Annotated in this window: 7 protein-coding genes; 4 read left to right on the plus strand and 3 right to left on the minus strand. The window is 66.6% G+C overall.

The annotated features are described in order from the left end of the window. Positions 1 to 2 precede the first annotated feature (2 nt). Genes AC3WTC_RS15630 through AC3WTC_RS15640 form a run of 3 tightly spaced genes read right to left on the minus strand, consistent with a single transcriptional unit; the run spans position 3 to position 3,128 of the window. Complete coding sequence (locus AC3WTC_RS15630; protein ID WP_492711865.1) at positions 3 to 1,058, minus strand: ABC transporter substrate-binding protein; 1,056 nt, start codon at positions 1,056 to 1,058, stop codon at positions 3 to 5. Further along, positions 1,055 to 2,446: a sensor histidine kinase gene (locus AC3WTC_RS15635; RefSeq protein WP_312401170.1), complete on the minus strand. Its 1,392-nt coding sequence runs from the start codon at positions 2,444 to 2,446 to the stop codon at positions 1,055 to 1,057. Before AC3WTC_RS15635 ends, AC3WTC_RS15630 begins: the two co-directional genes overlap by 4 nt. After that, the gene (locus AC3WTC_RS15640) at positions 2,439 to 3,128 is read right to left on the minus strand and encodes a response regulator transcription factor (protein ID WP_025874118.1); all 690 of its coding nucleotides are present in this window, start codon (positions 3,126 to 3,128) and stop codon (positions 2,439 to 2,441) included. The genes AC3WTC_RS15635 and AC3WTC_RS15640 overlap by 8 nt, the downstream gene beginning before the upstream one ends. A gap of 306 nt (positions 3,129 to 3,434) precedes the next feature. Between AC3WTC_RS15640 and AC3WTC_RS15645 the strand changes: the two genes are divergently transcribed. From AC3WTC_RS15645 to AC3WTC_RS15660, 4 genes are all read left to right on the plus strand, one after another. Then, positions 3,435 to 4,571, plus strand: a complete 1,137-nt coding sequence (locus tag AC3WTC_RS15645) for an OprO/OprP family phosphate-selective porin (RefSeq protein ID WP_447945821.1) — start codon at positions 3,435 to 3,437, stop codon at positions 4,569 to 4,571. 75 nt (positions 4,572 to 4,646) lie between these two features. Next, positions 4,647 to 5,975 (plus strand): CitMHS family transporter, encoded by a 1,329-nt coding sequence (locus AC3WTC_RS15650; RefSeq protein WP_492711868.1) that lies wholly within the window; start codon positions 4,647 to 4,649, stop codon positions 5,973 to 5,975. Positions 5,976 to 6,000: 25 nt separating this feature from the next. Then, on the plus strand, positions 6,001 to 6,741 hold the full coding sequence (gene phbB, locus AC3WTC_RS15655; RefSeq protein ID WP_025874115.1) for an acetoacetyl-CoA reductase: 741 nt from the start codon (positions 6,001 to 6,003) through the stop codon (positions 6,739 to 6,741). A 176-nt stretch (positions 6,742 to 6,917) separates the two neighbouring features. Continuing rightward, on the plus strand, positions 6,918 to 9,206 hold the full coding sequence (locus AC3WTC_RS15660; protein WP_081323768.1) for a TonB-dependent receptor: 2,289 nt from the start codon (positions 6,918 to 6,920) through the stop codon (positions 9,204 to 9,206). Positions 9,207 to 9,589 lie beyond the last annotated feature (383 nt).

The raw sequence follows: 9,589 nt of genomic DNA on the forward strand, positions 1-9,589 counted from the left end.
CGCTACCGCCCCGCCGGCTCCACGCTGCTGCGCCATGCATCCAGGAACTGGCGGCGCTTGAGCGCATCCAGGTAGACCAGCAGGCCGGGGCCGAGCTGGATCGGGCGACGGCTGCGGCCAGGGGTATCCCCGCCGCCTGCATCGCTGCGCACGATCGGCATCAGCCGCGCTTCCCGCGCGAGCACCTGCTGGCCGCGTGGCGACAGCAGGTAATCGAGGAAACGCCGCGCTTCCTGCGGGTGCGCACCGGTACGCGGAATTACCGCCGTACGCAGTACCACCAGCGTGTAGTCTTCCGGCTCGACGATGGCCAGCGGTGCGCCCGCATCGATACGCGCCTGCGCATACGAGCCCAGCACGTTGTAGACCAGCGACAACTGGCCGCTGGCCACCTGGTCCAGCAGCACCCCGGTACGCTCCTCGCGCACCACCGCATTGTCGCCCAGCGCACCGAGCAACGCGCCGGCGATGCTGCCGCGCTGGGCGTCCTGGGTCGCCAGCAGGTAGCCCACGCTGCTGCGTTCGATATCGTAGGTGCCAACCTTGCCGCGCAACGGCGCCCCCTCCGCGCGCAGCAGGTCCAGCAACTGTCGACGCGTATGCGGCGCTTTCGCGGCCGGCAGCCTGCGGGTGTTGTAGACCATCACCACCGGTTCGTAGCTGATGCCGAATGCCTCGCCACGCCATTGCGCCCACGCTGGCAGCGCCTGGGTCTGCAGCGAGCGGTGTGGCAACGCGTGGCCGTCGTTGACCAGCTTGGTCTGCAGGTCCATGCCGCTGGAGATCAGCAGGTCCGGCGACGCAGGCCCGCTGCGGTCGCGCAGGTAACGCGCGTACAGGTCCTGGGTGATGATGTCTTCGTACACCACCTCGCTGCCCGGATGCAGCCGCTGGTAGTCAGCGATGACCTCGGCGAAGACCTCGATATCGGTGGTGCCGTGGATGCGCAGCTGCGCGGTGGCGGCGCCCTGGGCGGGGAAGCGGCGTACATCGCCCGGCGCAGCGAGGGCCGGCACGGCCAGCAACAGGGCAAAGGCTGCGGCGAACAGGCGGATCATGTGCTGCTCCGGGGCAGGCGGATGGTGGCGACCAGGCCACCCTGCGGTCGATTGCTGAGATCGATCTGCCCGCCATGGCTGTCGACCACCCGCTTGACGATGGCCAGGCCAAGGCCTGCACCGCCGGAGGGTGCGCCTTCGCCGCGCGCGAAACGCTCGAACACGCGTTCGGCATCGGCGGCGGCGATGCCGGTGCCGTGGTCGGCGATGGTCAGCACGGCCTGCCCGCCTTCAGCGGTCAGCGCGATCTGCAAGGGGCCATCGCCGCCGTACTTCAGCGCGTTGTCGACCAGATTCTTGATGGCTTCGCGCAGCAGCAGCGCGTCGCCATGCACCTGCACCGGCTCGGCCGTCATCGCCAGCTGCACGCGCGGGGCGGGCCCTGCCTGCGGCAGCGCTTCATGCAGGGCCTGGTGCACGGTCTCGGCCAGGTCCACGGTGGCGAAGCGCTGCAGATGTGACCGATGGATCACGCTGGCATCGCTGAGCAGCTGGTTGAGCAGCCGGCTCATGTGGGTGGCGTTGCGCTCGATCGCCTGCAGGCTGCGCCGCATGTCTTCCGGATCGTCGTCGTCCAGCGCCAGCTGTGCCTGCGCACGCAGCGCGGCCAACGGCGTGCGCATCTGGTGCGCGGCCTCGGCCATGAACGCGCGCAGGGTTTCATTGCTGCTGGACAGGCGCTCCATGAAGCGGTTCAGCGCGGCCACCATCTGGTCCATCTCGCGTGGCACGCGCGCATCCAGCGGTTTCAGGTCGGACGGCTCACGGCGTGACAGTTCGCGCTCGACCCGCACCAGCGGCCGGAACGCGCGGTGCACGCCGAACGCCACCAGTGCCAGCAGCAATCCCGACAGCACGCCGATGGCCAACAGCGCGCGGGTGACCAGTTCCTGCGCCACCGCTTCGCGCGCACGCCGGGTCTGCCCCACCTGCACCTGCACTTCGCCCTGCGCGGAGGCCGCGGCAAAGCTGCGGCCGACCACCACGAAACGCACGATCTCGCCGCTGTAAGGGGCATCGAACAACTGCGGTTGCGTGCCCGGCCGCCGCGGCGACGCAGGCAGGTCAGCGTAGCCGGTGATCAGGTTGCCGCGGCTGTCGGCGATCCGGTAGAACACGCGGTCTTCCGGCGCCATCGCCAGAAGGTCCAGCGCGGCATACGGAAGGTCCACCTGCCACTGGCCATCGACCAATGCCACCGAATCGGCGATCGACAGGGCCGACGACACCAGCAGATGGTCGTAGGAGCGGTTGGCGGCACGCTGGCCGTAGTCGCGTGCAGCGAACAGCAGCGCCACCGCGAACACCGCCAGCAACGCGCCCAGGTACAGCAGCAGGGTGCGCCGCAGCGACCCGGGGGCGGCACTTGCGCTGCGCGCGTCAACCATCGGCATCGGCCGGGCCGTCGCTGGCTTCAAGCAGATAGCCGACACCACGCACCGTGGTGATGCGCAGCGGTGCGCCCGCCAGCTTTCTGCGCAGGCGACCGATGTACAGCTCGATGGCATTCGGCCCGGCTTCGTCATCGAAACCGAACAGGCCATTGCCGATCTCATCCTTGCCCACCACCTGGCCCAGGCGCCCGACCAGGATCTCCAGTAAGCGATACTCGCGGTTGGGCAGCTCGATCGGCTCGCCATCCAGGGTCACCCGGTGCGCAGCGTTGTCGAACTGGAAGCCGCCGATCTGCACCACTTCGCTGGCTTGCCCGCGTGCACGTCGCAGCAGCACGCGGCAGCGCGCTTCGAATTCACGGAAGTCGAATGGCTTGCCGAGGTAGTCGTCAGCACCGACATCGAGTGCCTGCACGCGATCTTCGATGCCATCGCGTGCGGTCAGCATCAGCACCGGTGTGCTGTCACCACGCTCGCGCATGCCGGCCAGCACCCGCAGCCCATCCAGTTTTGGCAGGCCGATATCCAGCACCACCAGATCGAAACTCTGGTAACGCAGCACGCTGGCGGCGGCCAGGCCGTCGGCCTGCCAGTCCACCGCGTGACCACTGCGGCGCATGCGACGGATGATCGCATCGGCCAGGTCCGGGTTGTCTTCGACCAGCAGCAGGCGCATGGGCACAACAGTGGGAGGGGAAACGAATGCTACCGCATGGCGCCGCTGCGCTCGCCGGGCATGGCCGGGCGCTACCGATGCTGACCTGTTCCGCCGGTCATGGATCGGCGCCCCCGGGTGCATCGTCGCCGGGTAGCGCAGCGGAGACCATTTACGCTGCACCGCACAAACCGCTGACAGGACGATGACAGCTTGCGCGACACAGACTGCGGCCGCGCACCGTCCGGTGCCCACGATTGCCGCGCGCCTGGCGCGCACCTGGGAGGGTTTGTGGAATTGAGCATTGCCTGGCGGCGTCCTGCCGCCATGATGGCCCTGGCTGCGCTGGCCGCGCCGGTCTTCGCCGAAGACGAGCGTCCAGTGACCGCCACGGTGGGCGGCCGCCTGCACCTGGACTTCGCCACCTTCGACAACGACAACCGGGGTACGCCGAACAAGGACGACACCGAGATCCGCCGCGCCTGGGTTGACGTGTCCGGCAAGTTCTTCGTGGTCGACTACAAGCTGGAAGCCGATTTCTCCGGCGACCGTGTCGAGGCCAAGGACGTCTACCTGAGCCGCAGCTTCGGCGATGCCGGTCGCCTCACCGTGGGCCAGTTCAAGCAGTATTTCTCGCTGGACGACCGCACCGGCTCCAACTACGGCAGCTTCCTGGAGCGCGGCAACGCCGGCACCACGCTGGCGCCGCTGTACCGGCTGGGCGCCTCGTGGCAGGCCAATCCGGGCGATTTCACCTGGGCGGCCAGCGTGTACAGCCTGGAGAGCATCGACGCCTGGCAGGTCAAGGGCCGCGCTGCGGGTGGACGCGTTACCTGGGCGCCGTCACCCAGCGAGGGCGACGTGCTGCACCTGGGCCTGTCGCTGGCCCGCGAGGCCTATGACAACCCGGGCGGCAACGGCACCCCGGGCCTGAAGATCCGTCCGCGTCCGGCCGGCCATCTGTCCGACGAAAGCCGCCTGACCCTGGTCGACTTCTCCGCCGGCCGCGATACCGACGTCAACAAGTGGTCGCTGGAATATGCGCAGGTGCGCGGCCCGCTGTCATGGCAGGGCGAGTTCAGCGGCGCCACCTTCGATGATGGCGCCCAGCGCGGTGACGTGATGGCCGCCTACGGCATGCTCAGCTGGTTCGTTACCGGCGAAAGCCGCGCCTACGACCGCAAGACCGGTCGCTTCGCCCGGGTCAAGAACATCCGCCACAAGGCCGGTGCCTTCGAAGTGGCCCTGCGCTACGACCAGATGTGGGGCGCGCAGCACCTCGATGGTGCGCCGGACCTGCGCCGTGGCAGTACCGAAGGCTGGACGCTGGGCGGCAACTGGTACCTGCGCGACAACCTGCGCTTCATGCTCAACGTGATCGAAAGCCGCAACCGCGACCGCCTCGCTGGCACCACGGTGGATCGCACGCGCGCGGTCACCGGGCGCCTGCAGTTCGACTTCTAACGCGTTTTCCCCGGGCACGCACGCTCGGGCCCCTTCCACGTCCCACGTCCTGTTTCCTCTAGGAGTCCGCAGATGATGCTGAGCATCCTCGGCTTTGGCATGGTCATTACGTTCATGTACTTGATCATGAGCAAACGACTGTCGCCGCTCGTTGCCCTGATCACCATTCCCATCATCTTCGCCCTGATCGGTGGCTTCGCCGCCGGCATCGACGAGATGATGCTGGAAGGCATCAAGAAGATCGCGCCGACCGGCGTGATGTTGATGTTCGCCATCCTCTACTTCGGCGTGATGATCGATGCAGGCCTGTTCGATCCGCTGGTGCGGATCATCCTGCGCTTCGTCAAGGGCGACCCGATGAAGATCGTGCTTGGCACCGCCGTGCTGGCGATGCTGATCTCGCTCGACGGCGATGGCTCGACCACCTACATGATCACCGTCTCGGCGATGCTGCCGCTGTACCAGCGGCTGGGCATGAACGCGCTGAACATGACCTGCGTGACCATTCTCGCCGGTGGCGTGATGAACCTGACCCCGTGGGGCGGCCCGACCGCACGCGCGGCCACCGCACTGCACGTGGATCCGGCCGATGTGTTCGTGCCACTGATTCCCTCGATGGTGATCGCCTGCGCTGGCGTGCTGCTGCTGGCCTGGTACCTGGGCCTGAAGGAGCGTCGTCGCCTGGGCGTGGTGACCCTGCCCAAGAGCGGCAGCTGGATGGACAACAGCGTGTCCGACGACGGCAACACGCTGCCGACCGTGGAAGACGCCGAAGACACCAAGCGCCCCAAGCTGCTGTGGGTGAACCTGGTGCTGACCCTGGCGCTGATGAGCGCGCTCATCATCGGTGTGCTGCCGATGCCGGTGCTGTTCATGATCGGCTTCGCCATCGCGCTGGTGATCAACTACCCGAACCTGGCCGAACAGCGCCGCCGCGTGGTCAGCCATGCCGGCAGCGTGCTGTCGGTGGTGGCGCTGATCTTCGCCGCAGGCATCTTCACCGGCATCCTCAACAACACCGGCATGGTCGAGGCGATGTCGCACAGCTTCCTGGCGATCATCCCCGACAGCTGGGGCCCGTACCTGGCGGTGATCACCGCCGTGGCCTCGATGCCATTCACCTTCTTCATGTCCAACGACGCGTTCTACTTCGGCGTGCTGCCGATCCTGTCCGAGGCGGCCGGCAACTACGGCATCACCCCGGTGGAAATGGCCCGCGCGTCGCTGGCCGGGCAGCCGGTGCACCTGCTCAGCCCGCTGGTGCCTTCCACCTATCTGCTGGTGGGGCTGGCCAAGGTTGAATTCGCCGACCACCAGAAATTCACCCTGAAGTGGGCGATCGCCATTTCGCTGCTGCTGATGATCGGCGGCCTGTTGTTCGGGCTCTATCCCTTCACGGCCTGATTTCCTTACCAAGGAGCGTTCTGCAATGACTCTTCGCATCGCCTACGTCACCAGCGGGATGGGCAGTGTCGGCACTGCCATCTGCCAGAGCCTGGCCCGTTCCGGCCATACCGTGGTCGCCGGCTGCGCGCCCAACTCGCCGCGCAAGGCCAACTGGCTGCGCGAGCAGCGCGAACAGGGCTTTGATTTCATCGCCTCCGAAGGCAACGCCACCGATTGGGCGTCGACCACGGCGGCCTTCGCCAAGGTGCGTGCCGAGGTCGGCGAGGTGGACGTGCTGGTCAACAACTCCGGCGGCAGCCGCGACCTGCTGTTCCGGCAGATGACGGTGGAGGACTGGAATGCGGTGATCGCCTCCAATCTCAATTCGCTGTTCAACCTGACCAAGCAGGTGGTCGATGGCATGGCCACGCGTGGCTGGGGCCGCATCATCAACATCGGTTCGGTCAGCGCGCACAAGGGCCAGATCGGCCAGGTGAACTACGCTACGGCAAAAGCCGCGATGCACGGTTTCAGCCGTGCGCTGGCCGCTGAAGTCGCCTCGCGCGGGGTCACCGTCAACACGCTGTCGCCGGGCTACATCGCCAGCCAGGCGATCAGCAGCTTCCCACCGGACGTGCTGGATCGACTGGCCGCGTCGGTACCGGTGCGGCGCCTGGGTCGCCCGGAAGAAGTGGCCGGCCTGTGTGCCTGGCTGGCTTCGGATGAAGCCTCCTACGTGACCGGTGCCGACTATCCGGTCAACGGTGGCCTGTACATGGGCTAGCCCTCTCCGCGCAGGGCGTGGGTCTGCTTCCCTCCCCCGGCAGATTCACGCCCTGCGCGGCTTCTCCCACGACGCCGTTCGTTGGTTTTCCGTAAACAAGGTTTCATGTTCCGTTCGCATAGTGGCCGTGCACCACGCCCCCGGGCCGGTGACCATCCCCCATGCAACGGACCATCATGCAGACCCGATACCTGACGATCGCCGTGGCGATCGCGCTTTCCGCCGCCAGCGCCCACGCCGCTGAAGCCACCGACGCCACCGCCGATACCGCGCTGAGCGCGCAGACGCTGGATACCGTCTCGGTCATCGGCCAGGGAGAGACCCGCCAGGTGCAGCGCATCACCACCGTCGACAAGCAGGTGCTGCCGCCGGGTACCAGCGGCCAGAAGATCCTCGACCGCCTGCCCGGCGTGTCGGTGCAATCCAACGATGCATTCGGTGCCAATGAGGAATCGCAGACCATCAGCCTGCGTGGCTTCGACAAGAGCCGCCTGGGTTACACGCTGGACGGCATCCCGCTGGGCGACAACAGCTACGGCAACTACAACGGCCTCAGCATCGCCCGTGCACTGATCGCCGAGAACCTGGCCGGCGCCGAGCTGTCGCAGGGCATCGGCTCGCTGGGCGTGGCCTCGACCAGCAACCTTGGCGGCACCATCCAGTACTTCTCGATGGACCCGTCCACCGAATTCGGCGGCCGCGCCAGCATCACCGTCGGCGATGACAACCAGCGCCGCGGCTACCTGCGGGTGGACACCGGCGACATCAACGGCTTCTCGGCCTACGTGTCCGGCGTGCACCAGGACCAGGACATGTGGGCCGCGCCGTACCAGAACCAGACCACCCGCCAGTTCAATGCCAAGGCGGTATGGAACGTGGGCGACAACCGCTTCGGTGCCTTTGTCGCCACCTCGCGCGCCAGCCAGGCCAACTATGCCTACCTGTCCAAGGACATGCTGGCGCGCGGCCTGGGTTATGACTGGAACATCTATGCACCGGACTGGGATCGCGCCGTCGCGGCTGCATACTGCGCACCGGGCACCTACAACAAGGCACGCTGTGCATTCAGCGGCGGCGTCAACAGCATCGACGATGCCTACTACCAGAGCCGTGCGCTGCGCGATGACAACCTGTACTCGATCGACGCCGACATCCGCCTGGGTGAACAGGGCCGCCTGAAACTACTGGGCTACCACCACGAAAACCGTGGCCAGGGCCACTGGTGGGCACCGGGCCAGCCGTCCTACCCGGGCACCGACAGGATGCTGCCGATCTCGATCCGCAGCACCAACTACACCATCAACCGCGATGGCGTGACCGCTGCGCTGTCGTGGACGCTGGGCATCCACGAACTGGAAGCCGGCGTGTGGTACGAGCAGAACGACCATAACGTCTCGCGCAACTTCTACTACATCAGCGGCCCGTTCCTGGACGACCTGTACCTGCAGAATCCGGATCGTCGCCTGTTCAACCAGGACTTCGACATCCGTACCCGCCAGTTCTATGTGCAGGACCGCATGCGCTTCCTCGACCAGCGCCTGACCGTGGACGTGGGCATCAAGAGCCCCAACACGCGCATGACTGCCAAGGCCCAGCCGGGCGTGGAAACCAGCATCGCCTCGGGTACGCTGACCGCCAAGGAATCGGTGCTGCCGCAGCTGGGCGTGGGCTTCAAGCTCAACGCCAACAATGAAGTGTTCGCCTCGTACGCCGAGAACATCGCCGCCTTCGTCGGCGGCGGCAGCGGTGGCCCGCTGCAGGTGTCACCGGAATCGTTCGCGGCCAGCGCCGGCCTGGAGCCGGAGAAGTCCAAGAGCCTGGAAGCTGGTTTCCGTACCTTCGGCGAGAAATACCAGGCGTCGATCGCGGCCTACAACGTGAAGTTCGACAACCGTCTGCTGTCGTTGAACCCGTGCTCGAGCATCGAGGTAGGCACGCGCCCGGAGTGCGTGACGCGCTTCATCAACGTCGGTTCGGTGAAGAGCCATGGCGCAGAGCTGACCTTCATCCTCAAGCCGGTCGATGGCCTGCAGTGGTACAACGCGCTGTCCTGGAACAAGACCACCTACGAGGATGACTACACCTCGGGCGGTGCGATCGTACCGGTGGCCGGCAAGATCACCGTGGATACGCCGCAGCGCATGGCGTCCAGCGAGATCAGCTGGAACCGCGATGGCTTCTTCGCCAGCCTGCGCGCCAAGTACACCGGCAAGCGGTACTACACCTACACCAACGACCAGTCGGTGCCGGGCGTGACCACCTTCGATGCCGGCGCCGGCTACGACTTCGGCCCGGGCATGGGCCTGCGCAACGTGCGGGTGTCGTTGAACGCGACCAACCTGACCAACAAGCGTTATGCGGGCCAGCTGAGTTCGTTCGCACCGACCGATCCGAAGGGCACGCGGTATGCAATCCATGCGAGTGCGCCGCGGCAGATCTTCATGACGGTGGCGGCGGAGTTCTAAGTCGAAAGCGGGTGCTGCGGCGCATCAGTACCGCAGCGGGGCGAGGTGGGACGGGCCGAGGCAGGACACGCCGCAAGTACGTCCCTGTAGGCTCGGTCGGCGCATCCATGCGCCTCACGGTCCTGCCTCGGCCCGTCCCACCGCGCTCGACGATTTCCTGCGCCGGCGCGGAGGCAATGGAAAGCAAGAGCAAAAGCAAAGCGCCGGGCAGTGCCCGGCGCTTTGCTTTTCAAGCTCTCCAAGCGCAATCCCTCTGGTGGATTGCTGGCCGTCTAGCGGGAAATTGTCTGGAGCGGGGGGCTTGCGCTGGCCAGGACCGTCCACGGCATGGATGCCGTGGCCGAGCCTACAGGGACGTACTTGCGGCGTGTCCTGGCCAGCGC

Source organism: Stenotrophomonas sp. FW305-C-20-S1, from assembly GCF_058783335.1.